The sequence below is a fragment of the Halomonas sp. ATBC28 genome (assembly GCF_005937175.1).
Classification (GTDB): Bacteria; Pseudomonadota; Gammaproteobacteria; order Pseudomonadales; family Halomonadaceae; genus Vreelandella; species Vreelandella titanicae.
Genome location: NZ_VCQL01000220.1, coordinates 1 through 381 on the forward strand (window position 1 = coordinate 1; position 381 = coordinate 381).

Sequence of the window (381 nt, forward strand, 5' to 3'; positions counted from 1 at the left end):
CGCCAGAGCGACGCCAGCAGCGTGTCGTCGCCCACGTAGAGCGCGTCGGCGCTGGGCCGGCCGGTGGCGCGGTCGACGAAGCGCAGGCCCACGGGCTGCACGGGCGCATCGGCCAGCACGGCGGCCTGCAGCAGGTTGGCGTGGAAGGGCAGCAGTTCGGTGCCGTCGGCCGTCGTGCCCTCCGGGAACACGCCCAGCACCTCGCGGCGCGCCAGGGCCTCCTGCATGAGGCGCACGATGCGCATGGCGTCGCGGCGCGTGCTGCGCTCGATGTAGAGCGTGCCCACGGCCGTGGCGAGGCGGCCGATGACGGGCCAGCGCTCCACGTCCGACTTGGAGATGAAGCGACAGTGCCGCGCCGCGTGCATCACGGAGATATCG

At 73.5% G+C, this 381-nt stretch carries 1 protein-coding gene; it reads right to left on the reverse strand.

Translation table 11 applies throughout. The annotated features are described in order from the left end of the window. On the reverse strand, positions 1–381 hold a 381-nt coding region (locus tag E0L35_RS26155), incomplete at both ends, for a lysophospholipid acyltransferase family protein (protein ID WP_138801778.1).